At 39.6% G+C, this 26026-nt stretch carries 14 protein-coding genes and 2 tRNA genes; 13 read left to right on the forward strand and 3 right to left on the reverse strand.

Annotated features, from left to right (window positions below):
- Nucleotide 1: 1 nt before the first annotated feature.
- The 3 genes from WNY98_RS17895 (at nt 2) to WNY98_RS17905 (ending at nt 1525) form a co-directional block, all read left to right on the forward strand.
- Nucleotides 2-77, forward strand: a tRNA-Lys gene (locus WNY98_RS17895).
- Nucleotides 78-218: 141 nt separating this feature from the next.
- The gene (nadA, locus tag WNY98_RS17900) at nt 219-1259 is read left to right on the forward strand and encodes a quinolinate synthase NadA (protein WP_342878569.1); all 1041 of its coding nucleotides are present in this window, start codon (nt 219-221) and stop codon (nt 1257-1259) included.
- A gap of 176 nt (nt 1260-1435) precedes the next feature.
- Nucleotides 1436-1525: transfer RNA gene (locus WNY98_RS17905), tRNA-Ser, on the forward strand.
- A gap of 70 nt (nt 1526-1595) precedes the next feature.
- Here the strand turns inward: WNY98_RS17905 and WNY98_RS17910 are convergent.
- Nucleotides 1596-4274, reverse strand: a complete 2679-nt coding sequence (locus tag WNY98_RS17910; RefSeq protein WP_342878570.1) for a CHASE domain-containing protein — start codon at nt 4272-4274, stop codon at nt 1596-1598.
- Between the two features lie 812 nt (nt 4275-5086).
- On the opposite strand from WNY98_RS17910, the gene WNY98_RS17915 reads away from it, so the two are divergent.
- Both WNY98_RS17915 and WNY98_RS17920 read left to right on the forward strand, forming a co-directional pair.
- Nucleotides 5087-6412 carry an OprD family outer membrane porin gene (locus WNY98_RS17915; protein WP_342878571.1) on the forward strand — a complete coding sequence of 442 codons (1326 nt, stop codon included), beginning with the start codon at nt 5087-5089 and terminating at the stop codon, nt 6410-6412.
- Between the two features lie 96 nt (nt 6413-6508).
- Nucleotides 6509-7375, forward strand: coding sequence for an alpha/beta hydrolase (locus tag WNY98_RS17920; protein WP_342876440.1), 867 nt, complete (start codon nt 6509-6511; stop codon nt 7373-7375).
- A gap of 71 nt (nt 7376-7446) precedes the next feature.
- On the opposite strand, the gene WNY98_RS17925 is transcribed toward WNY98_RS17920, so the two are convergent.
- Nucleotides 7447-7836 (reverse strand): DUF2750 domain-containing protein, encoded by a 390-nt coding sequence (locus WNY98_RS17925; protein WP_024599157.1) that lies wholly within the window; start codon nt 7834-7836, stop codon nt 7447-7449.
- A gap of 226 nt (nt 7837-8062) precedes the next feature.
- Between WNY98_RS17925 and WNY98_RS17930 the strand changes: the two genes are divergently transcribed.
- The 8 genes from WNY98_RS17930 to WNY98_RS17965 all read left to right on the forward strand — a co-directional run bounded on the left by WNY98_RS17930 (nt 8063) and on the right by WNY98_RS17965 (nt 24955).
- Nucleotides 8063-9106 carry an alkene reductase gene (locus WNY98_RS17930; protein WP_342878572.1) on the forward strand — a complete coding sequence of 348 codons (1044 nt, stop codon included), beginning with the start codon at nt 8063-8065 and terminating at the stop codon, nt 9104-9106.
- A 202-nt stretch (nt 9107-9308) separates the two neighbouring features.
- Entirely contained in the window at nt 9309-11678 is a 2370-nt protein-coding gene (locus WNY98_RS17935; protein ID WP_342878573.1) for a TonB-dependent receptor, read from the forward strand.
- 168 nt (nt 11679-11846) lie between these two features.
- On the forward strand, nt 11847-15146 hold the full coding sequence (recC, locus tag WNY98_RS17940) for an exodeoxyribonuclease V subunit gamma (RefSeq protein ID WP_342878574.1): 3300 nt from the start codon (nt 11847-11849) through the stop codon (nt 15144-15146).
- Nucleotides 15133-18711 carry an exodeoxyribonuclease V subunit beta gene (recB, locus tag WNY98_RS17945; protein WP_342878575.1) on the forward strand — a complete coding sequence of 1193 codons (3579 nt, stop codon included), beginning with the start codon at nt 15133-15135 and terminating at the stop codon, nt 18709-18711. Before recC ends, recB begins: the two co-directional genes overlap by 14 nt.
- Nucleotides 18708-20723 carry an exodeoxyribonuclease V subunit alpha gene (gene recD, locus WNY98_RS17950; protein ID WP_342878576.1) on the forward strand — a complete coding sequence of 672 codons (2016 nt, stop codon included), beginning with the start codon at nt 18708-18710 and terminating at the stop codon, nt 20721-20723. The genes recB and recD overlap by 4 nt, the downstream gene beginning before the upstream one ends.
- A 430-nt stretch (nt 20724-21153) precedes the next feature.
- Nucleotides 21154-22479 carry a PAS domain-containing methyl-accepting chemotaxis protein gene (locus tag WNY98_RS17955; protein WP_342878577.1) on the forward strand — a complete coding sequence of 442 codons (1326 nt, stop codon included), beginning with the start codon at nt 21154-21156 and terminating at the stop codon, nt 22477-22479.
- Between the two features lie 292 nt (nt 22480-22771).
- The gene (locus WNY98_RS17960) at nt 22772-23839 is read left to right on the forward strand and encodes a hypothetical protein (RefSeq protein ID WP_024599149.1); all 1068 of its coding nucleotides are present in this window, start codon (nt 22772-22774) and stop codon (nt 23837-23839) included.
- A 54-nt stretch (nt 23840-23893) separates the two neighbouring features.
- On the forward strand, nt 23894-24955 hold the full coding sequence (locus WNY98_RS17965; RefSeq protein ID WP_076923817.1) for a hypothetical protein: 1062 nt from the start codon (nt 23894-23896) through the stop codon (nt 24953-24955).
- Between the two features lie 85 nt (nt 24956-25040).
- Here WNY98_RS17965 and ttcA read toward each other — a convergent pair whose 3' ends face one another.
- Complete coding sequence (ttcA, locus tag WNY98_RS17970; protein ID WP_024599147.1) at nt 25041-25955, reverse strand: tRNA 2-thiocytidine(32) synthetase TtcA; 915 nt, start codon at nt 25953-25955, stop codon at nt 25041-25043.
- Nucleotides 25956-26026 lie beyond the last annotated feature (71 nt).

Genomic DNA, 26026 nt, shown 5'->3' on the forward strand with positions numbered 1-26026 from the left:
CGGGTCATTAGCTCAGTTGGTAGAGCAGTTGACTTTTAATCAATTGGTCGATGGTTCAAATCCATCATGACCCACCACTCTCTAATACTTTCCTTTATATTCTTTTTTAATTTCCCACTTTATTTTTTATAAACAGCCTTACTAGTTCGCTGTTATTTGCTTTCATATTCTCGTATAATTCGCCCTAATTAATGCACTGTAGATAAGTGGTCGAGAACATGAGTCTAGCTCAAACTATTATGCCTGAAGGTTATATTTTTCCCCCTAAGCCAGCACCGTTAACACAAGACGAGCAAGGCGAATATAAAGCGCGTATAAAACAATTACTAAAAGATAAAAATGCAGTACTTGTTGCCCATTATTATACCGATCCTGAAATTCAAGCACTTGCTGAAGAAACCGGCGGCTGCGTTGCCGACTCGCTAGAAATGGCGCGTTTTGGCGCACGTCACGATGCAGATATGATTATTGTTGCGGGCGTAAAATTTATGGGCGAAACAGCCAAAATTTTAACGCCAAATAAAACGGTTGTTATGCCAACGCTTGAAGCAACATGTTCGTTAGATATTGGCTGCCCGATAGACGAGTTCTCTGCGTTTTGCGATCAGCACCCTGATCGTAAAGTAGTTGTATATGCAAACACCTCTACGGCTGTTAAAGCACGTGCAGATTGGATTGTAACTTCATCCTGTGCACTTGAAATAGTAGAGTACCTCGATGAGCAAGGCGAAAAAATCATTTGGGGCCCAGATAAGCACCTTGGTAGTTATATTCAAAAAAATACCGGTGCTGATATGCTTATGTGGAATGGCGCATGTATTGTACATGACGAGTTTAAAACAAAAGCACTCAAAGACATGAAAGCGCTACACCCAGATGCAGGCGTTTTAGTTCATCCTGAGTCACCAGCAGAAATAGTTGCTCTTGCCGATTCGGTTGGATCTACGAGCCAATTGATCAAAGCAGCGCAAACAATGGACAACAAAAAGTTTATTGTAGCAACTGATCGCGGCATCTTTTATAAAATGCAGCAACTATGTCCAGATAAAGAGTTTTTTGCGGCTCCTACTGCAGGTGAGGGCGCTTCATGTAAAAGTTGCGCACATTGCCCTTGGATGGCAATGAATGGCTTAAAAGCGATTGAAGAAGCCCTCATAAGTCCTAAAGGCAAAGAAGTATTCGTTGATATGGATTTACGCGAAGGCGCTCTTAAATCCTTAAATCGCATGCTTGAGTTTACTGCGAGCATGGCTAAGTAACTTTTAGAGTATAAATTAAAAACGGTTAAGTCTTAGATTTAGCCGTTTTTTTGTGCCTATAGGTAAGTGTTGCTTGATTAGTAAGCATTTAAAGGCCCAAATTTAAAAATGCCTTGCACCTTAAGGGTCTATTTCATACTATAGCGCGCTGTTGCATTACACAATTGCAGCACCGTGGAGGGATGGCTGAGTGGCTGAAGGCGCACGCCTGGAAAGTGTGTTTAGGTTTATCCCTAACGAGGGTTCGAATCCCTCTCCCTCCACCATTATTCTTAGAGCCCAGTTATTAATATCGAAAGGTAACAATAACTGGGTTTTTTAATGCCCTCAGAATGACTAATTATTTACTAAGCAAAGTGTCGATAACATGCCGACAAGTTCATGTTTTTCGATTGGTTTTGAAACGTAACCATCAAATAGCTGCCTGTATATTTCTTTTTGTTCTGTAAAAACATTAGCAGTTAATGCAATAACAATTTGTTCGCTATTAAGCGCCTTAATTTTTTTACATGCCTGAAGACCATCCATTTTTGGCATTTGAATGTCCATAAAAATAATGTCTGGTTTGTGTAACTCGTATAATGAAATCGCTTCTAAACCATTGTTGGCAATAATAATGGTGGCTTTAGTTGGTTCAAGCATCGCAGCTGCAACAAGCTGATTTATTTTATTATCTTCAGCTAATAAAATAATTTTTCCAGATAGGTCAGGAAGCTCAATATTTTTGGTTGTTAATGTGCTGTCATCCACCTGCGCTTGTTTTAATGGTAAGTACACATAAAACTGACTCCCTGAACCTAACTGGCTTGTTACTTTAATTTCGCCATTCATAAGGCCTATTAATGATTTAGTGATGGGTAAGCCAAGGCCCGTACCACCATATTCACGCGTGGTTGATTGCTCAGCTTGTTCAAAGCGCTCAAACAATCGATCAATTGCTTGCTCAGAGATTCCAATTCCGGTGTCTGATATACAACAACATATTTTTTTTTCGTCGGTTAGCCTAAACGTTACTGTAACGCCACCTTGAGATGTAAACTTAATCGCGTTAGATATTAAGTTTAAAAATACCTGTCTGAGTCTAACTGGGTCGCCCACCCAATGCTTGTGCTCAATATCAATCACAAATTTAAGGTATATGTTTTTATCGCTAGCTTGCAGACCAAGATCGGACTCTAGGTGATGAATAAGTTCAAAAAGATCAAAAGGTTTATGCTCTAATGAAAGCTTACCGGCCTCAATTTTAGAAAAATCGAGAATATCATTAATAATAGTGGTGAGTGAGCGGGTCGAATAAAGTGATTTTTTTAAATACTCTTTTGACTTTTCATTGAGGGGCTGCTCTTGCAATAACTGTAATGTGCCAAGTATGCCATTCATTGGGGTTCGTATTTCGTGGCTCATATTTGCTAAAAACTCAGATTTAGCCTGAGATGCTTGTTCAGCTAGTTCTTTAGCGTGTCCTAGAGCTTGTTCGTGATTAATTTGCTCTGTTAAATCATAAGCAATACCTAAATAGCCAACGATTTCATTTTCATTATCTAATAAAGAGGTGACGCTTATATTAACTTGTACGTGCTCGCCTGTAGAAGAAATGTATGTCCACTGATTGATATCAGGCTCTGTAGCCGTTGCTTTTAAAATCAAGACTTCAAAACTAGGCGGTACAGCTTTATTTAATTCAGTACTAAGCTGGTTCGCTTTTTTTATTATTTCTTCTTTTAAATGAAAAATTGCTGGGTTTTCAATTCCAATAACATCTTGCGCTTTATAACCTAATAACTTTTCAGAGGCGGGGTTAAATAAAGTAATTAAGCCGTTTATGTCGGTTGCAATAATTGAATAACTGGCACTATTTAAAATACTTCGTTGAAGCATACTAATATCGGCAATTTCCTTAGTGCGTAATTTTACTTCTTTTTCTAATTTTAAATTTGTTTGCTGAAGCATATGCTTATTTTGTTTAGCTTTGACAATTCTTCGCTGCGTTCGTTGTGCCCTACGGTAAAAAAATAGCTGTAGTAATAAAATTATAAACATGCAAATAAGAGTATAAAAAATACCATTGACAATAGCTTGATATTTACCCGGCAAATGCAATGTTTCAATAAATGCGTCTGAAGCACTAAGCGTGAGTTCCCATGTTCTTCCCATCACTTTAATTATTTTAGTTAACTGGTAATTAGCTGAATTGCTTTGAATACCGTAGCTAAAAAAGTCAGTTTTAGCGTTGTTAGCTATATCGCTAATGACTAGCTTATTCTCATCAACTAGCGAGAGAGAGTCTAAAATTTTATTTATTAATAATGGAGCGTATGCCCAGCCTAAGATCTCATTAATGCGTTGCTCTTTATTATCCGCAATCGTAATGCTTTTATAAATTGGCAGTAAAATTAAAAACCCTTGCAGTGATTGCTCATTAGCCTGTACTAAAGTTATAGGGCCCGTGAGTTGAGCCTTATTGTTAGAAGCTGCATTTAATGCTGCTTTTTTACGCATGCTCTCTGAGCCAATATCTAAACCTATTGCTTGTAAATTTTTATGTTCAGGAAAAATATACTGAATAATAAAATGTTCATTATTATCATTATTAAGCTGATTAAAGTTAAATGTTTGAGTGGGTCTATCATATTTTGCAGTATGTAAAAACTGGGTTAGATTCTTAGATGTTACCTTTCGAATGAAACCAATCCCGTTTGCACCGGGGAATTCTTGGCCATAGTTACGACTATTAGAGTAATTAGAAAATGTTTGGTAGTTTAAATTATTAACGCCTATACCGTGTATAAACCCTTTTAAACCGAAGAGCCCATATTTATATAAGTCGATTCTATTCGTTACGCCTGTTGAGAGCGTAGAAAGGCGGTTGTTAAGTGCTTCGTTTATTTTATAGTTAAGTGCGTTTTGGTGTTTAATGTGAGCGAAGAAAGTTAATACAATACCGCTGATAAGAAAAATGGCATGAGCAAGTATAGAGACTAAAAACCCTTTCCTAACCAGTCGTCCTGAGAACATTAACTCATCCTTTATTATTAATATGCTGAGTGCGTATCTACCTCTATTATCAAAATAAATATAGCACTTATTATTCAGGATACAACTTTGTTCATAATTAGAATATATATATTTTATAGAGGTTTAGAGCTCGAGAGTGAAAGGAAATTTAATTCTGAGTTTTATGAGTAAATAGAGAGTGCATATAAAGCTAATGATTTATATGCTTTCTATTATTTTAGAACTAGCGAAAAAGTATTGGTTTAAGGTGTTAAACCTTCCATGCTTTTTGATCTTTTACTGATAATTGCGATCCACATAACAATGTCGGTTAGCTTTTTATTACAGTGCAATAATATTTGAAGATTACACTGCCGATATATTACGATATTTAAATGACTTAAGTATGTATCTAATAAATATAGCTTTCTTCAGGGCCATAATAAAACCATAAACCATATATTTCTGTATGCACGCTTCAACCTAATAGCTTAAGGAGTTCTTTATAATATAAATTTGGTAAGTGTAAGCTGAGTCAGATGAAATCGTAGTCATGATATTCTGAAAGTAAATTGGTTATACAACTACGAGTTGTATAACCAATTTCTCTGTCATTTTTGTATTCATCCGATACAAAAAAATATTTAATATTTTATAATATGAAAATTAAATCATTAAAAACTCATATTGTTCTATATTTAGTGCATGAAAGAAAAGTCATTGCGTGAAATTTAATTACCTTATTACATGTTTGCCGTGTAGGTCGCAAAATATACACGCTGTTAAGCACTACACAGTCAAAATTTAAACAAAACAAGGTAACGGAGACAACTATGGCTCAACGGTTCTCTAAATCACTTGTGGCAACAAGCGCAGTATTAATATGTTTTTCTATTCCTTCGTATGCCGCTGTTAATGGACTGACAGAACAAGATGTGTTTAATATAAAACTCAGGTCAATTTATTTTGATCGTGACTACGATAACGATGCAAGCGACGATTCAACCTTCGCTCAAGGTATAGAACTCAATTACACCTCTGGTTATATAAACGACTTAGTTAGTGTGGGTGTATCGACCTACACCGTGATGAATATTAATTCTACAGGTTCAGCCGCAGGTAATATTTTACCAGCAGGTAATGAGAGCGGTGGAGTTGACGATAGCTTTTCTAAATTTGGTCAATATTTTTTAGATTTTAAATTGGGTAACAACGGTCACGTGAAAGTGGGCGGGCAAAAAACTAAAAGTATGTTGCTTAAAAGCTCTGGGAGTCGGGCTATTCCTAATACCTTTAGAGGTGTTTTTGGCGACTATAAAATTGGCAACACTAAGGTATATGGTTATGTATATGATAAATGGAGCCGACGACACGATGATAGATGGGAAGACTTTTCTACCGAACAATCGGCAACTGGCGCTATTAGTGTAATTTGGGGCGTAGGTGCTACGCACAAAAAAGACGATCTAACATTAGAGGCTGAATATTTAAAGTCCCAGAATTATCTAAGTAAAATGGGATTAAAAATGAGTTATGATATTAAACTTAAACAAAGTAAGTTAACACTTTCAAGTGGTATATTTACCTCACAAGATGATGGTGATTTATTTGTAACAGGCGCAGAGGGCGGCGATTTAGATGATGAAGATACACCTGGAGCATTAACAGGCTTAACTAAAAGTGAAAACGATGGATTTGCTTATTACTTAGATGCTGATTGGAAAAAAGGTATTTGGAGCGCAGGTGCTGCATTTACGAAAGTAAGTGATGCTTGGATTGAAGATAACTTTAGTGGCGATCATGGAACAAATCCATTCCCGACGCGCTCCCTGATTGGTGCCGATTTAACAAACCAAAATGAAACATCATGGCAGGCACGCTTGGGCATTAACTTAAAAGCTGTATCGCCAGGGCTCAGTACTAAGTTTTATTACACTAGCGGTACGGGCGCCGAAAATTCAGCTTTAGGTCAAATAGGCGGTGAAGCCGAAGAAAAGTACTGGGCTTTAGATACACGTTATAAAGTTGAGGCAATAAAAGGTTTAAGCTTACGCTGGTTGTTTTTAGATTATATAACCGATAAAACAGGCAGTGTTGACGGTGTTAAAGGTGACAGAGCAGACCATCGAGTATATATGGATTACACTATTAAATTTTAAATGACTTTTAAAAACCAATGCTATTTTTATACACTGGTTTTTTTTCTGATTACTATAATAAAACTGACAAATAAATAATAACAATTAAGTTAATACATGTTTTCTCTACAGCAGTGGCGTTCTCAGGGTTCATTTACCAAAATTAATGGCCATCAAATTTTTACTAAAACAGCCGGGGATGTAACAAACCCCGTGCTGCTTTTAATACATGGCTTTCCTAGCGCCAGTTGGGACTGGGAAGGTATGTGGCAAACGCTTAGCGATCATTATTTTGTGATCACACTCGATATGCTAGGTTTTGGTTTATCAGATAAACCAAAAAATGCAGACTATAAAATTACAGAACAAGCTGATTTATACACACAATTTTTAAAGCGTTTAAATATTAATGATGTGCATATACTAGCCCATGATTATGGCGATACAGTCGCTCAAGAGTTATTAGCAAGGCAAGTAGCTTCGCAAAGTGAAATACAAATTAACAGCGTGTGCTTTTTAAACGGTGGGTTATTTCCTGAGGTGCATAAACCCTTATTTATACAAAAATTATTATTATCTAAGTTTGGTTGGCTAGTGCCAAAATTAATGAATAAACAAAAATTTGCCAATAATCTAGTGACTATTTTTGGTAAAAATACACCGCCTACAACACAGGTAATAGACACACTTTGGGAACTGCTGATTTACAAAGATGGCTTAGCCGTTATGTCTAAACTCATTAGTTATATAATGCAGAGGCAGCAAAACCGAGAACGCTGGGTTGGTGCTATTGTAAATAGCCATATACCACTTACGTTTATAGCAGGCGCAGTAGATCCGATTTCTGGTAAGCACATGATTGAGCATTACAAAAAGTTGATACCAAACGCGAGTGTTAAAGAGTTCTCAGAGCTTGGCCATTATCCACAAGTAGAAGATGCAAATGCTATAACGCAAGCGTATTTGAGTTTTAGAAACGGGTAATAAAAACGCGGCTACTAAATTAAGTGCCGCGCTTATAAATTAAAGAACTCTGAGTATTTAGGCTTTACACCTTAGTACTTTTTCTTTGGCGCTTTTAACTGTTTTTCAAATTCATCTGAAAACAATATCGTACCGTCGTCTTCCTCAGTAGGAAATGCGGCAATAAGTAAATCATCTTCTTCAAGACCTGGTGTCCAGCGACTAAACCAATCTGCAAGTGGGATTGCTTTAGCGCTACAGCCAGCCCATTCGCCAGTAGCCCACGCTTCTGCAAATTCACGAGTTGGCCAAACAGGCACGCAATCGTCGTCTTCATTGGCAAGCATAACGCAGCCATCGTCGTCGTTTAAAATCCATACTTGCTTAAATTCTTGCACGGTTTCGAACATGTAAGCTAAGCGTTTTTTTGCCCCAAGGCCTAAAATTACTGCTTGTTGTTCGGTTGCATTTTCGCTCGTCATGATTGGCTCACTCTCGTTGCTATCGATATTTAATATATAGCGTACAAGTATATCGAGTTATATGACAGAGTGTTGAAAAGTTATTATTTAATTTCATTAATGCAGATCTAATTCACATATTGAGCAGTATAACTCCTCACTAATTTGAGCGATCATTCAAAATAAGCTTGAATGTTTGTAAAAAGGCCACATTGTAGTAAGCATATACTTAATGAAGGATTGAAAAATGACTACTGATTTACTTGCTCCGTTTAAACTAAATAACACAATTGAGCTTAAAAACCGCGTACTTATGGCGCCACTAACTCGTTGCATGGCTGACGATAACTTAGTGCCAACACAAGATATGGTTGAATATTATGCTCGCCGTGCCGAAACCGGTTTAATTATTAGTGAAGCAACTATTATTCGCCCAGACGCGCAAGGTTACCCAAATACTCCGGGTTTATTTACCAGTGAGCAAATTCAAGGTTGGAAAAAAGTAACAGATGCAGTACACGCTAACGGCGGCAAAATGTTTGCACAGCTTTGGCATGTTGGCCGTGTTGCACATCCTCACTTTTTTGATGGCGATGTACTGGCACCATCGGCAATTGGCGTTGAAGGCTCTGTGCCTCGTATGCGTGAGCTTACCTACATCACTCCAAAAGCAGCCACTACAGATGACATTAAATCTTTAGTAGCCGATTACGCAAAAGCGGCAGAAAACGCAATTGAAGCAGGTTTTGATGGTGTAGAAATTCACGGCGCTAACGGTTATTTAATTGACCAGTTTTTACATTATGCTGCAAATACACGCAGCGACGAATACGGTCAAACGCCTGAAAATATGTCGCGCTTTGCATTAGAAGTAACAGATGCGGTTATTGCAGCTGTTGGCAACGAGCGTACTGCACTTAGATTAACACCGGGTGCTTACTTTAATATGAGTGAAGATAACCGTGATAAAGCGGTATTTGACTACTTACTACCAGAACTAGAAAAAAGAGATTTAGCGTACTTACACGGCGGTATTTTTGACGACAGTACAGCGTTTGAGTCGCTTGAAGGTAAAACGACGTCTGAATTTTTACGTGCAGGCTACAAAGGTACATTAGTAGGCGTAGGCAGCTATACTTTTGAGTCAGCAAAAGAAGCAATTAACGATGCTAAGTTTGATTTAATCGCTATTGGTCGCCCACTTATCGCAAACCCAGATTACATTAGCAAAATTGCAAACGGTGAAGAACTAGTACCATACAGCGATGAAATGCTAGCTGAATTAAAATAAATTACTATTTGTAATAAGTTCTAGAAAATAATTAAGGCACCCAAAGCTAAACCTTTGGGTGTCTTTTTTTGTACATATTCTCGCCATAAATCTTCCATATTTGTTTAACCTTTATGTAAATAAAGTTCATCCTCGTTGTCATGTTTAAAATCCATACTGTGCTCGTTTTCATATTACATAATTAAAACTAAACGGGACAACAATGTACGCTTTAAAAAACAAATCGCTATTGAGCATGGCTATTGCCATGGCGGTATCAACATCTACTTATGCTAACGACAACACCATAGAAGAAGTAACCGTTGTAGCTAAACCAACGAGCTACGCTAACAATGTTATTGAGCCTGCAATGCTTGAGCAGCAAAGTTCGGTATCGAGCATATTATCGGTTATTGATAACTTACCAGGTATTAGCATAAACGAAGGTGATGCATTTGGTGGCGACGATTGGTCTACTACAATCACTATGCGTGGTTTTAGTATTGATGGAAACCAACAACAATTAGGTATGACCGTTGATGGCATTCCCAATGGTGGCTCTAATTACGGCGGTGGTGCTAAAGCTAACCGTTACTTGGAGAGTGAAAATTTAGCAACAGTAGAAGTTGGTCAAGGTACCTCTGATATTAAGTCGGCTTCACTTGAAGCACTAGGCGGGACATTTAACTTTGTAAGTAAAGACCCAAGCATTGAAAAAGGCACTACCTTTGCTTATACATCAGGCAGCCACGATGCCACGCGTTATTATATTAAACACGAAACAGGCACTGTTTTTAATAACACACAAGCGTACGTAAGTTACTCGCAAACCGATACAAGCCGCTGGATTGGTTCGGGCAGTAATGGGGGCAAAGACAACCAACACGCTGAGCTTAAGTTTGTATCTAATTTAGACGATTTAACGCTCACTGGTCGTTTATCTTATGATGATGTAAGCGAGACAAACTATAACAGCGTAAGCCTAGAGCAGTTTGAACAAACACCCGATTGGGATCAGCTAACATGGAATTGGACAGGAGTTCCGCATTTTGACCAAATGTTTGCAGAAGGTTGGGGAACGCTTCGTGAAAATACCTTAGGCTATTTAAAATTTGAATACGCGATTTCACCAACTTCATTATTAACTGTTAGCCCTTATTATCATAAAAATTCAGGTCGCGGCGATTGGATCCCACCTTATTTAACAACGCCTGTTGATGAAAATGGCGACCCAACAACGGAGGGTGGCACTAATGCAGGCTCTTATGGTTTTGCTGATAGTGAAGGCAACCCGTTTGCACCCAATGCCGATTGTACGCAAAGTTTGAGCTGGCCATGGGAGTCGGGTCCTGGTTTAAATCCTGCGTGTTACGATGCAACAGCAACGCCGGTTATGTCTTACCGCCATACGCATTACAACAAAGATCGTTTAGGTGTAACGGCAAATTACCAAGCTACATTTGGTGATCACGATATCGAAGCGGGCTTTTGGTATGAGCAAAGCGAGCGTGACGAGTCGCGTGATTGGCACAAAGTAATTGACGCGCGTATTTATCATCACTTTGATAGCACGCCTTACTGGACACAATACAAAAACACTTTTGATACCGATACATTCAAATGGTACTTACAAGACTCGATTAATTTTGGTGACTTAACATTAAATATTGGTGCAAAACAATATTTAGTTGAATTACAAAAGTACGACCACTTTGCTAACGAAAGATCAGATAAAGTAGATAGCGACTCAGACGTGTTATTTAGCGGTGGCGTATTGTATCAGCTAAATAACAGCACAGAATTATTTGCCAGTTACAGCGAGAATTTTTCAGCAATAAAAGACGGTGTGCTTGAGCGAGACAGCTCAACACTTACAAACATAGAGCCAGAAACTGCCGACAACATCGACTTTGGTGTACGTTACCAAGCCGACAGATTAACCCTTACAGCAACGGCTTACAGTGTTAAGTTTGATAACCGCATTACCTTTATTGCCCCTGGTAGTGGCACAGACGGAATTGATTATACCATTGGTACAAATGGCTCGTACGTAAATGTGGGGGGGATTGACTCAAATGGGCTTGAGCTTGCAGCAAGCTATATGTTAACACCAAGCTGGAGCGTGTACTCGTCGTATACAAATAGCAGTTCTGAGTATTCGTCGGATGATCCAAATGCATACGATTCACAGGGTGTAATATTAAGAGATGAAAGTGGTAATGAGGTAGCACCGAGCTTTAGAAAAGGCGACAGCATAATAGATTCATCAGAAGATTTATTTGTGGTATCTACCGATTACTTTAGCGATGGCTTTCGTGTTGGTTTATCGGCTAAATACACCGGTGAGCGCTTAGGTGCATGGCAAGACGAAGACACTCGCACGCGTAATAAAGTAAACGGCTACACCGTACTTGATTTTAATGCAGGTTATTCAACTGACGTAGATGCAGGTCCGTTTAAAGCCATTGACGTATCGTTTGTTGTTTATAACGTTACAGACAAAAGCTACTTAGCAGGTGGCACTGGTAACGGCGCTACTTATTACATTGGTGCGCCTCGCACTGCAGCAGTTACATTGACCGCTGACTTTTAAGTTAAATTGTAAGATTAGTTATTAAATTAAAACAAAGCCCATTATTGATGGGCTTTTGATTATTTAATGACTAACGTATTGATTTATTAGAACCAATTTCAGTGAATAACTACCCCTAATATTGAAAATATCTTACACTGGTTTTATCTCAAGCAAGGTCAGTGTTATATGCTAAATATTATTCAATCAAACCGTATGGAAGCCCTGCAAGCGCAGTTCCACCAGCTGTTAAAAGTAAACCCATTGCAAAGCCCGTTCGACAAAGAAGTAGTGCTAGTGCAATCTCCGGGTATGTCGCAGTGGTTAAAAATAGGTTTGAGCGAAAACTTAGGGGTTGCAGCGCAGGTGGATTTTCCGCTGCCGTCGAGCTTTATTTGGCAGTTGTATCAGCAATTACTGCCAAATGTCCCTAAAGAGTCGGCATTTAACAAGCCCAACCTTGCTTGGAAACTATTTGCAATTTTACCAAACTGTATTGATGAGCCATTATATTTGCCGCTAAAAACCTATTTAGAGGGCGATATTGACGGGCAAAAAACTTTTGCGCTGTGCGAAAAAATAGCCGACGTGTACGACCAATATTTAATGTACCGACCACACTGGATAGCCACATGGGATAGCGGCAAAGATGAGCTTGATGATGTAGATGTAGCCATTGCACCATGGCAACCTGACTTATGGCGACGCATTGTAAAATTAAGCCAAGACCTTGGGCAAAGTCAATTTCATCGCGCTAATATGCAAGGGCAGTTACTTGCAGCGCTTGAGACTATGGATAATAGCTTACTGCCACAACGCATTAGCTTATTTGGTATATCTGCGATTGCCAGCTCCCAGCTAGACGTATTTGAAGCGCTGAGTAAAAAAACCGAGGTTATATTATTCTTTTTTAACCCGAGTGAGCATTACTGGGGCGATATTATAGATGAAAAAACAGCGGCTAAAATAAGCGCTAAATACGCTAAAATGCCGCTGGTGGAAGCACAACAAAAAAAACAAACCAATCCAGATGAAGAATACTACTTTATTGGTAATCCGTTGTTATCGTCGTGGGGTAAATTAGGCCGCGACTATTTTGAACAACTTGTACAGTTAGATGCCCGTTGGATTGACGGTTTTATTGATGTGTTTGACGACACCTTACTAGGGCAAGTACAAAGCGAGATTTATCAGCTTGCGTTTAAAGGTGAATCGCTGACCGATAACAAAGAGTGGTTTATAAACGACGAAGGTAAATTACCAATCAGCGCAACCGACACCAGCATTACGCTCAGCGATTGCCATACACCGCTCAGAGAAGTTGAGCGCTTGCACGACTACTTACTTAACTTGTTTAATCAAAACCCGGCGCTTACCCCCAAAGACATAATCGTCATGATGCCCGATGTAGGCACTTACAGCCCCTACATTGAAGCCGTATTTGGCGGGGCACAAGGCAGCCGCTTTATTCCTTACGCATTGGCCGATCTAGCCATAGAGCAAGAAAAGCCCGTGCTTAGCTCATTTGCTAGTTTAGCTAACTTACCGTTTTCGCGCTTTGGTGTGTCGGATATTCTCGATTTATTACAAGTGACGCAAATAGCCGAAAAGTTTGGGCTTGAAGCGCACGAGTACGAGCAAATTCAATACTGGCTTGAACGAGTAGGGGTTAAATGGGGCATAAACGCAGCGCATAAAAGCAGCTTTGATTTACCCGCTATCGACTTAAATACCTGGCAACATGGGCTCAACCGTTTATTGCTTGGCATTGCCATGCGCGACGAGCAATGCCCGTTTAATGGTATTTACAGCGCCGATGAAGTAGAAGGCATGGCGCTTGATACACTCAACAAGCTCGTGCACTTTATTGATGTACTGCAAAGCTTTAAAGAGCAGTTAACGCCCGATGATACGCTCACTAATAAAGCGCATATTTTAAGCGAGCTATTAAACGCGATATATGAAAGTGAAAGCGACGACAGCTGGGATTTATTAGTACTGCAAAACGTGCTCGAAGAGTTACAAAAACACCACGACAACGGCGATTACAGCAAAGCAGTTTCGCAGCGTATTGTTAGTTACTTAATTAAACAAGGCATTCAAGAAAAAGGCGTAGGGCAGCGGTTTTTAGTTGGGCAAGTAAACTTTTGTACACTTATGCCCATGCGCGCCGTGCCATTTAAAGTGGTATGTATGCTGGGTTTAAACGATGCCGACTACCCGCGTAACGTACAGCCTATTGGTTTTGACTTAGTGCCGTATTCTAAAAAGCAAAAAGGTGACCGATCACGTAAATTAGATGACCGTTACTTATTTTTAGAAGCACTACTAAGTGCCCGCGACAACTTATACATGAGTTACATTGGTCGTTCGTGTTTTGATAACCAACCGCGCATGCCATCAACGCTTGTAAGCGAGCTGTTAGAATATATTGGGCGTAGCTTTGTATTAAGCGAGAAAAGCGAAAAAACACTGCCAGAATGTCTAATCAATCAGCAGCATTTACAGCCCTTTAATAGCCATTATTATTTAGCCGATGAACAATCCAATACTGTGCTGAGCAACCACAGTTACAATCCAATTTGGCTGCCAAGTGAGTCAATTAAACCACAGCCGGTTATTGCACTTGATGTGACTGTGCCAGAACAGTTAGATCTTGATGTGTTTATTAGAAGTGTGTGCAGCGCACAAGAGAGCTTTTATCAACAAACATTAGGTTTACGCCTGCCACAATTTAACGAAGTAGCAAAAGACGAAGAACCCTTTAGCCTAGATGCGCTGCGCCGTTATTTTTATCTTGATGAAATACTTAAAGCCAATATAAACGGGCAACCGCTGAGTACAGAGCAAATACTGCAGCGAGGTGAGTTACCTCAAGCCAATGTAGGCAGCCTCATATTTGAGAGTATGGAGCACCGAGTTGACGCGCTTGCAGGGCAGGTTAAAGAGCACATTAAAGGCGGGAAAAGTGAGCCAATAGAGGTTTTGCTTACCATTGAAGGCACCAAAATAGAAGGCTGGCTCAATCATGTTTATTTGCAAAAACAAGTGTTTTACCGCAGTGCGAGTATTAAAGCGAAAGATTTAATTAAAGGCTTTATTTATCATCTTGCAGCGCAAAGTATGGATCATCACGTAGAAACATTGTTACTTGGGCTTGATAAGCAAATTACCTTTGCGCCCATAAACAAAGCCGATGCGGATGCACTATTAGCCGATTGGTTTGAGTTATACAAAGCGCTGCGCGCAGAGCCGGTGCCGTTTTTTCCGGTAAGTGGGTATGAGTACGTTAAAAGTGGCGGCGATATAATAAAAGCAATGAGCAAATTTAGCCCGCAATACATAGGGCGAGGCGAGGGCGAAAATCCGTATATTCGCTTAACGGTGCAATCGCTAAACGACTGCCAAGAAGAATTTATAAAATGGAGTGATAAATTGCTCACGCCTTTATTTGAACACGCAAAGGAGAGTGACCATGCAAGCGCTTAATCCTCTTACTATGCCGCTCATTGGTCAAAGTTTAATAGAAGCCAGTGCGGGTACTGGTAAAACTTATACCATTACGGGGCTGTATTTACGTTACTTATTAGGTATGCAAATAGAAGGTGAGTTAAATACGCCGCTCAGTGTTGAGCAAATTTTGGTAGTAACCTTTACCGACGCTGCCACCCAAGAAATTAAAGACCGCGTACGTAGCCGAATTATTGCTGCACGTGACGCACTGCTTGGGCAAAACCCAAACGATGAACTCATTGAAGGCGTAATTGCCAAAATTGATGATAAACACCGCGCCTTTGATTTACTCGATGCAGCTGCTAAATCAATGGACGAAGCCGCTATTTTTACTATTCATGGCTTTTGTCAGCGGATGCTAAAACAACATGCGTTTGAGTCGGGCGTGGCGTTTAACCTCGAATTTATTTTAGATGAGCGCGACATACTGCTCGAAACTATTAAAGATTTTTGGCGTGCGTTTGTATACCCACTTAACAAAGAACGCACCGATGCTATTTTAGATGTATTTGCCGCACCAGAGTCTTTATTCGCTCAAGTGGCGAGCATTTTAAACAAAGCTAATGCGCACATTACACCACAAATAAATTTAGATGATGTATGGAAAGCCCGTGACGAGTACATAACCCGTGTGCCCGCATTTAAAAAAGCAGTGTTAGATCAAGAGTTTATCGGTGCCATTAAAAGCTCGGGTTTAAGCGGGTCTAAAACGCCAGCACGAAAAGGCAGCCTTGGTGCGCTTGAAGCATTTTGTTTAGCCGGCGATTTGTTTTTTGAATTTGGCACTAACAAGTATTCGTTTGAGGTGTGGAGTACAGAAAACTTAAGCGATGTGAGTAATTATAAAAAAAATCAGCCATTATTTGTGCATCCATTACTGAGTCAGTTTGACGAGCTTGCCGCACTTAATAACAGCATAAACCAAGGGCTCAAAATAGCGGTTGTACAACATGCAGCGCGCTGGGTAAAAGCCGCAATAGTTAAGCGCAAGCAAGAGCAAAGCGTGATCACCCCAGATGATTTACTGACCAATTTACACAGTGCGCTTAATAACGAGCAAGGCGACGTACTAGCGCAAAAAATTGCGCAGTTGTTTCCGGTTGCCATGATTGATGAATTCCAAGATACCGACCCGATTCAGTACGGTATTTTTAGTAAAATTTATGGGCAACAAAATACCACGCTTGCCATGATAGGCGACCCCAAACAGGCTATTTATGGCTTTAGGGGCGCAGATATTTTTACGTATATTGGCGCAAAAGAAGCTGTACAGACTGATCAGCAATTTACGCTGGGTACTAACTTTCGCTCAAGCACCGATATAGTAAATAGTGTTAATAGTTTATTTGGCAAACACGCTAACAGCTTTATCTATAACGACGCCATACCGTTTAACGCAGTGGCTGCTAAAGGTAAAAAAGCGGAAGACTCTTTTTTAATTGATGGCAAACCCGCGACCGCATTCGAATTTAACGTATTTGTAGATGAAGCCGCCGATGAAAAAAACAAACCAACTAACAAAGGTATAGGGCAAGCACATTTAGCCACTCATTTTGCTAATAAAATAGTGGCCCTGCTTGAAAAAGCAAAACAAGGTAATGCCTGTATTGGCAGTACTCCTGTAAGCGCTGCCGATATTTGTATATTAGTGCGCGACCGTGTTGAAGCGCAAATAATGAAAAAAGCACTTAGCGAAGCCAAAATAGCCAGCGTGTATTTATCGCGCGAGAGCGTTTTTAGCCAAGAGCTTAGCCATCACCTACTTAACTTTTTAACAGCGCTGCATGGTCAATATGACGAGTCATTGCTGCGCGGTGTTTTAGCCGGCCCGCTATTTTGTTTAAGTTATAACGAAATACACGCACTCGCCGATGATGAAAATAAATGGCAAGACTACTTAAACTTTTTTGCACAACTTAGCCACATTTGGAACAAGCAAGGCGCTATGGCAATGCTTGAGCGTTTAATGAGCCATAATCAGCTTAGCGCTAAATGGCAAGGTTTAGGGTATAACGTTGAGCGTTGGCTGACTGACTTTAGGCATTTGGGCGAAATACTTCAACAAAAACAAATAGAGCTTGAAGGCACGCTGCGTTTACTGCGCTGGTTTGCACAAAAGGTAAGCCAACAAGACGGTGAAACAGTACAAGTACGCCTAGAAAGTGACGCCAACTTAGTTAAAATTGTCACTATGCATGCCTCAAAAGGGCTAGAATACCCACTGGTATTTATGCCGTTTGCCAGTGGCTATCGCGAAACAAAAGAAGCGCTTTATCATAATAATGGCAAGCTAATTTACGATTTAAGTAAAGACGAAGATGCACTGCAAAAAGCAGAGCAAGAGCGCCTAGCTGAAGATTTACGCCTGCTTTATGTCGCTCTCACACGGGCTGTGCATTTTTGTGCACTGGGTGTTTATAACATAGGGCAAGGGCAAAGTAGCCGCTTAGCTATGCAAAGTAGTGCACTGGGGCATGTGTTATTTGCAGGGCTTGAACTTGCCAGTAGCCAAACATGGCGTACGCATTTAAGTGAGTTTTGCGACGCTAATAGCGCGATGAGCTATCAGCAATTTACCTCACAAACGTTATTAGAGCAGGGAACACTTAGTTTTAATAATAGTAAAATTGCGCAGCAAACATTAAGTGTTAATAAAGTAACGGCAAGTATAGAGCGTAACTGGCGAGCAACCAGCTTTAGCGCGTTGAGCTTTAAAAAGCACAGCGACCAATTAGCCCCAGGGCGAAGTGATGAAGATCACGAAAAAGACGAGTTTGCAGTGCAAGAGGACGAACTACCATCACCTTATAGCTTTCCTAAAGGGCCAAAGCCGGGTAGCTGTTTGCACGAAATATTTGAACAAATAGATTTTACTAGCCCAATAGTCCACCCAACTAATACTGAGCAAAACTTATCGGAAGTTGTTAAGCGCTGCCTTGAAAAATACCACATAGGTGAGCAATGGCGAGAAGTGGCTGAAAAATGGGTGCTCGATGTTCTTGCGTGCCCCCTAGATAACAGCTCTCTAGATAAGAGCCTTCTTTCATTGGGTGTACTTACACCAAGCGACTGCCTAGTCGAAATGGAGTTTAATTTACCACTTGAGAGCTTAAGTGCACCTAAGCTAAACGAAATGTTGGTTAAACATTTTGGTTTTACGCAAAGTAAGCTTGAGTTTTCGCAAGTAAAAGGCTTGTTAAAAGGCTTTGTCGATTTAATATTTTGCTACCAAGGTAAGTATTATATTTTAGATTATAAGTCTAATTATTTAGGCAGTACGCCAGCTGATTACGAAGGCGATATGCTTGAGCAAGCGATGAGCAGCCATCAATATCATTTACAGTATTTAATCTACACGGTAGCGCTGCATCGTTTATTAAAACAACGTATAGCTGATTATTCAATTGAAACCCATTTAGGCGGCGTGTATTACACTTTTTTACGTGGAATGCCTGCAGGGCAAGGCGTGTACTTTAAAAAGCTAACTGTAGAACAAGTGATTATTTTAGATGGCTTATTTAGCCAAGGAGCCATGCTATGAGCGATTTAAATGAACAACCTGGCTTGTTTGACGATATTGATCAAGCGCCTAGCGATGAGCCTCTAAATATTCTTAAATCACAAAATGAGGTGGCTGTAAAATATTCAATTACCGAAGTGCCGTTACTTGAGTATCTATTAGCTGAAAATCGGCTACGTGTCGTTGATGTAAAACTCGCTGAGCTATTGTGCGCTAATAACGTTCATAATGAATTTTTTTATATTATTTTACTGCTGTGCTTATCGCAGCAAAGTCAGCACAGTTGTTTAACCTTAAATGAAGTTGATTGGAGCAATCCTTTTAATTTACGCAAAGGCGATTTTAATAAACTCGATGGCAATGTACCCAGTACGCTAAGCCCGTTTGATGATGACTTTAATGTACACACAGCGGTTAGTTATTTACAAAACCATGAAAGCGTTGGCGAGAGTAAGCCATTGCAATTATTTAACGAGCGACTTTATTTTGCGCGCCTTGCCGGTTATGAGCAAACACTCGCGGATAGACTATTAAGCATGAGCGAGCGAAAGCTCAATATTAATAATGAAGTATTGGCTGAACTTTTAAATACCTATTTTCCTGCTGATTCAACTGTTGAAACTGATTGGCAAAAAGTGGCGTGCGCGATTGCGGCCACCAAAGGCTTTAGTGTGATCACGGGTGGCCCAGGTACAGGTAAAACTACCACAGTGACTAAGTTGCTGGCTATTTTGCAGTCACTTTATGAAACAGCACCCCTTAGTATTAAGCTGGTGGCCCCTACAGGTAAAGCCGCTGCACGTTTAAGTGAGTCTATTTTGGGCGCCAAAAATAAGCTCACAACGATTCCTGATGATATAAAAACGCTGATACCGCAAAGCGCTCAAACGATTCATCGCTTACTGGGCGTAAAACCGTTTACTAATAAATTTAGACATAACAAAAGCAATCCGCTGCATTTAGATGTGCTGATTATTGACGAAGCCAGCATGGTCGATTTATCGCTGATGGCTAAATTAATAGAAGCACTGCCCGCGCACGCGCGGTTAATACTCTTAGGTGATAAAGATCAGCTTGCCTCAGTAGATACCGGCAGCGTAATGAGCGATTTATGCCAAGGTTTAACACTTGGACAAATGCCACGCTATTCGCAAGCACGTTGTGATGAGTTAAATAATTTATGCTTTAATAACGAGGCTAAACTTGCAGCGCAAAGTGCGAGTGAATTTAAACTCGCAGATTGCATTGCCTTTTTACAACACAGTTATCGATTTGACGCACAAAGCGGTATTGGTCAACTTGCACTTGCGGTAAACACCAATAACACCGGTATTTTAAATTACGTAGAGCTAGAAAGTACTGAAGGGCGCTTTAACGATGTAATTTTAGATTACGACTTTGTAGCAAAACCGATTGAAAAACTCGTTAAAAGTGCAGCAAGTCATTATGCAAAATACCTTAACTTAATTGCCCAAGGTACAGGTGTTGCACAAGTGCATGCTGCTTTTGCTAGTTATCAGCTTTTAGCTGCGGTACGAGAGGGCGATTACGGAGTGCATAGCTTAAATCAACGAATAGAGCGCGTGTTGCAACAGCAAGGTTTAATTACCGTTAGTCCTAATACTCACCACTATACGGGTATGCCTATTATGGTGAGCCAAAACGATTATCAACTTAAGTTATTTAACGGTGATATTGGTATTTTAATGCCAGATGAAAGTAATCAACTCAAAGCCATATTTATTGATGAGCAAGGTAACCAACGAGCATTTTCGCCTGCACGACTCCCCGCACACGATAAAGTATACGTAATGACCATTCATAAATCACAAGGCTCAGAGTTTAACTACACCGCTATGGTATTGCCACCGCTAAAACAAGCGCGCATGGGTATAAACAGGCAATTAGTTTATACGGGTATAACCCGCGCTAAAAATACCTTTGAGCTGGTGGCTGATAAAAAAGTACTGCAATTAGCAATGAATAAAAGCGTATCAAGAGCATCTGGTTTATATGAAAGGCTAACTTTTTAAGCTGTTAGTAATAGCATAGCACCGAGACGGTTAGATAAATACATTCTCATTCATGTAGAAATTAATACGCGAAAGTGGTTAAAGTTCTTATTATTTATCGCGTTATGATAAATGTCTTCTATACTAAAATTAATTTTATATTGAATGTATTCGGGCGTGTTGATCTTTGGTGGGTGAATTTGCAGCTGTGTGTTTGGTTTTTAGACAAGGCAGAGCCTATGTAGTGTGGTTATTCCCCATAAATAGGCTATAACGCTGCATAAATACCAAACATACGCTGCTCTTTGGGTTCTTTCTAGGGGCGATTAATTATTTGTTGCTCGGTTTTTACTTAGCCCACTAGGTTACAAACCTCGCGCCGTGATTTAATCGCGCCTAGATTGAACAAATTTCAATTCACAAAGATCAACACGCCCTAGTAAGGATATTAATGTTTTTTTCTAAAAATAAACAAAATGAAATAGCCTCTTTAAAAGCAGAGCTCTATCCATTACAACAAGTGTGGGAAGGGCTTTACCGAGAGATGTTAGTACTGAACATTCTTTATGATGGCAGGATTTCGCACGCCAACGATAAATTTTTAGAAAACCTAGGCTATAGCGAAGATGAGCTAACTAATAACTCTTTTGATAATTTTATTACAGATTCGTCTCGACAATCTGTCGAATTTAAAAGCTTGCAACAAGCTATTAAAAAAGAAGGGCATTGGGGCGGTGCATTACAGGTTATGCGCAGCGATGGCAAAGCTGAATGGTTACGTTTAATAGTACATCCTGTAAAAGGTGAGCAAGATCAGTTGCTCTATTTTTCTATATTCGGGAGTGTACTTACAAAAACAATTACAGCTTCTCGCGAGCAAAGCGATACTATTAAAGCTATATATCGCTCTATGGCGGTAATTGAGTTTGATTTAGAGGGTCATGTTTTAAAAGCAAACGAGCAGTTTTTATCGGCAATGGGTTATCAAGAAAGCGAAATATTAGGTAAACATCACCGTACATTTTGTGAACCGTCAGAATCAAACTCCCAAGAGTACTTACAATTTTGGGCTAAATTGGGAGAAGGACAATTTATTGCAGAGCGTTTTAAGCGAGTTGATAAGCATGGCAATATTGTTTGGCTAGAAGCGTCATATAACCCGATATCTAATGATGCTAATGAGCTTTATAAAGTGATGAAGTTTGCGACTGTTATCACTGATCAAGTAAATCAAGAAATTGCAATTTCACAAGCGGCCGAAATTGCCTATAGCACCTCAACTCAAACAGACAAAAAAGCTGAACAAGGCGCGAGCGTTATACAAGATACGGTTACTGTAATGACGGAGTTGGCTATTAACATGGAGCAAGCTGCAAATGAAATTTCAACGCTTGATCAGCAGTCGCAACAAATATCGAGTATTGTACAAAGTATTAGTAGTATTGCTGAGCAAACAAATTTATTAGCACTAAATGCGGCAATTGAAGCGGCTAGAGCTGGCGAGCAAGGTCGAGGCTTTGCAGTTGTTGCAGATGAAGTTAGGCTGCTTGCATCGCGTACCTCAAAAGCAACAGAAGAAATTGTAGAAGTGGTACAGCGCAATCAATCACAGACACAAAATACGGTGGCGGTAATAGAAAAAGGTAAAGAAAAAGCAGAGCAAGGCTTAGCGCTATCTAAAGAATCGGGTGAAGTGATGCAGGAAATTCAAGAAGGTGCACAAGAAGTTGTGAATGCGATTGGGCAATTTACCAGTGAGCTTAAAGCCAACGGTTAGATTAGCTTTGTCCTTATTCTATAGCGGGCACTTTTAATGGTGCTCGTTTTAATCTTATACCTCAATATCCCCCTGAAACTCATTTAATAATTTCATATTTAACAACTATCCCTTTGTTAACTCATTAATCAGTTTGAAATAAATTCCCACCCCTCCTAAATGATAATAAGTTGTTGCATTTTTGTTCGTTGTTCCTAATACTAGTGAGCGCTTAGGCTGACAAGCTTACGCAGACCAACATGAATACCTTAAATGACAATAAAATATTAAGTACACAACATTAAGGAATTGTATGAACAACAAATACACACACAAATTAATTAAGCCAAGCCACCTAATCGGTGCGGGACTTGCTATGTTAATGAGCTTTTCTGCAGCGAGTAAAGACTACAAAATTATATTAATTCATGGTTTACAAACCTCGCAAATAACCAATAAATCGGGAAGTGATGTAATTAATGATGGTGAAACATATTGGCAATCGTACTGGAATAATCGTGCGGATGAGCGAATTGACTGGCCTGCTTATGAACGCGTTGAAGGTAAGATTGCTACCGATTGGGTATGGCCTAAATTAAAGCAAATTTCACGCTCTAATTTATGCAGTGATGGCTGTGTATTTGTAACACATTCAACAGGTGACTTAGTTGCACGCCATATTATTGATAATCAAGAAAACTGGTTAGAAAACGAAGGATTACAGCCGCTTAATATCGTGGCTACGTTTGATTTAGCAGGCGCGGGCGGTGGAAGTGAGCTTGCTGACGTCGCTGTTAGTGCTTTAACAGGCGCATCATGGAACTTTGCGGTCGATGCTGCACTCAAATGGTGGCTAGGAAGTGATGTAACCGAGGCCGTTGGCGTATTACACGATTTAAAAGTGAATAACGCCCGTAAAATATCACCATTTCCTGATGCACGTACACCTCGTTTACGCTTTGTGGCAGATGGTAATGCATACTTAGGATTAACAGGTGGATTTTTAAAAGGCAATGATGACTCGGTGGTTGCATCGCACTCTTCATGTGGTGCAAGTTCAGCTCGTTCATTTGGAAGTTGTAGTCAAAGTATTGATACTGATGGCCGTTTAAAATCGCAAGGTGATGCGGTAAATAGCTTTATGCCAAACCATTATCCAATGATGATGAGTGACAGTTATAGCCATAACGAAATACATAATGCCCAGCGCAAAGGTAATGTAACAATCGCCATGAATAACGTAAATGTTGAAGGTGACACGGTAGGGTTTAATACGTTTGATAAAACTACAGGTAGTTGGTTTTGGAAAAAACAATATCGTTATATTAAGGATTCAAATAATTTAAGCGCATCAGCACTTATTTATAATGTGATCCCATAACATGCAAGGCGTGTAGCTCAAAGCTATACGCCTTATAAAGGATTAAATTAACTAATGAAAAAATTTTATGTCGTTGCTTTAATTATTAGCGCTATTTTATTTTCGCTATGGTTTACAAGTAAAAATGACACTCATAAAGTTGTAGAGCCAGTGACAACGCAGGTTAAACAAGCCGCTAGCGTAGTTGATTTATCACCTGTAAAAGTGATTCCCATAGATGTACCTAAAAAAAATAAAACACAATCAAAAAAGCAAGTCGCGTTTAATGAAGACTTAACAAAAGCGGCGCAGCAAGTGGTTATGCAATACCAAAGCGCACTTAAATTTCCTCCTTATTCTCAACCATTAAGCCCACTAGATGAAGACCGATTAAAACCAAACCAGTTTTACCCTGTGTCGAGCCCTATTGACGAAAGTGGTGATGCTTTAACGTTAAGTATTAAGCAGTATCGTTTTGTATACCCAGAAGAAATAATAATAAGAGTAAGTGCTCAAGGACTTGGTAAAGTAGTCGTTGAGCTTGCAAATACAGATACAAAAGAAGTATTAAATACTCATATAGGTAATGCACGTGAAGGTGAGGCAACTATCACCTTTAAAGGAGAGGATGATTACCCTCGTAGTTTGCAAGTGTTTGTAGAGGGTGATGTTGCTGGTAAAAAAGTCCCTGTAGTTGCACAAATTCAATATATGGCGCCGAGTGCGACTTTAACAGGTTTTGAAACTGCATATGCACAAGATGAAAACATGGTCGTGCCAGCTAATTTAACAGTGATAAAAAGCGGTTTGTATCGTGTTAGGGCTAACTTATACAGTGGCGATACACCACTTGCTCATTTAGTATCTAAAGAGCGGTTAGCACAGGGAAGCCAAACACTTAATTTGAAAGCTCACTGGTCGGTATTACCACAAGGTATTACAGATATGCGTTTAAGTGATTTTGTAATTGAGAAAATGTCCCCAAGCCCCGGTGAGCGTAACAGCTTTGGGAATAGTGAAATAAGTCACTTTGATATTAACGATTTTTCGTACGATAGCTTGCAACAGTTGCCATACCAGGCCAATGCACAAGAAAAGTTAAGTTTAGAGTTTTTACAAGGTTTAGCTGAGAGTTAAAGTAAAGCTTAAGATTAAATTGGTAAATTAAAGGGTTTGTATATAAATACAAACCCTTAATTCTTTACTCTTAGCTAACTAAAAGTTAGCTAAGATTTATAGTAACTACACTTGGCACTTCTTGTTCATCAATTTCACTACTTACTGGTACTTTAGGTATGTCAGGTTTATCAAGGGCGATATCGCCACCATCAATTACTTCACCTGTTTGTAAGTTTTTAAAATCAAATAAGTCGGCATCAGCTAAATGTGAAGGCACTATGTTTTGCATTGCTGTAAAAATACTTTCAATACGGCCCGGGTGCTCCGCATCCCATTTTGCAAGCATTGCTTTTGTATGTTTACGCTGTAGGTTTTCTTGTGAGCCACAAAGATTACAAGGGATTATAGGGTAGCCTTGTGCAAATGCGTATTGGGCTATATCGGTTTCTTTGCAGTATGCAAGTGGGCGAATAACCATGTGCTCGCCATTATCACTCATTAATTTAGCCGGCATACTTTTTAGTTTACCGCCATAAAACATGTTCAAAAATAAGGTTTCAATCATGTCATCACGGTGATGCCCAAGGGCTATTTTAGTAGCGCCTATCTCATTTGCTGTGCGGTATAAAATACCACGACGTAAGCGTGAGCAAAGTGAACACGTTGTTTTACCTTCAGGGATAATATCGGTAACAATGCTGTAGGTATCTTCTTCTACAATTTTGTACTCAACATTTAGTTTATCAAGGTACTGGGGTAGTACATGTTCAGGGAAACCTGGTTGTTTTTGATCAAGATTTACAACAACTAGGTCAAACTTTATAGGTGCTACACGTTTTAAATGTTGAAGCATTTCAAGCATGGTGTAGCTATCTTTGCCGCCTGATAAACACACCATAATACGGTCGCCTTCTTCAATCATATTGAAGTCCATAACAGCTTGACCAGTTTGGCGACGTAAACGCTTTTGCAGCTTATTTAAGTTAAATTGAGCTTTAGCTTGATCTGAGTGTGACAATTACGCCCCCTAGTAAAACAATACAGCAAAGTTATTTGCTAAAAATAAAGGGGCGTATTATACCCAAACCA

The organism is Pseudoalteromonas sp. AS71 (genome assembly GCF_038900275.1).
In the GTDB taxonomy this organism is placed as follows: Bacteria; Pseudomonadota; Gammaproteobacteria; order Enterobacterales; family Alteromonadaceae; genus Pseudoalteromonas.